At 63.3% G+C, this 259-nt stretch carries 1 protein-coding gene; it reads left to right on the top strand.

The window, feature by feature from the left end; genetic code table 11:
* The coding region (locus H6A23_RS11760) for an SDR family oxidoreductase (RefSeq protein WP_204832264.1) at nucleotides 1–76 on the top strand (76 nt) is incomplete at its 5' end.
* Nucleotides 77–259: the final 183 nt, after the last annotated feature.

Below are 259 nucleotides of genomic sequence, written 5' to 3'. Positions count from 1 at the left end.
GCGCTTCCTCGTGAGCGACGCCGCGTCCTACGTCACGGGCGAGGTCATCCGTGTCGACGGCGGCATGGCGATGTAACTGGCATGCGTGCAAAAGGGACCGTCACTTTTGCACGCCCACATGACAGACGTGCAAAAGTGACTGTCCCTTTTGCACGCGTTGGGAGTTGAGATGGAGCACAGAGTAGCAATCACCGGCATCGGCGCCGTCACGCCGCTGGCCAACACCGCCAAGGAGACGTGGGCGGCCATGCTGCGCGGC

It is taken from the genome of Olsenella uli (genome assembly GCF_016900775.1).
GTDB lineage: Bacteria > Actinomycetota > Coriobacteriia > Coriobacteriales > Atopobiaceae > Thermophilibacter > Thermophilibacter uli_A.
The sequence above is the reverse complement of the archived record's forward strand: the minus strand, read 5'-3'. Positions and strand labels throughout refer to the sequence as shown.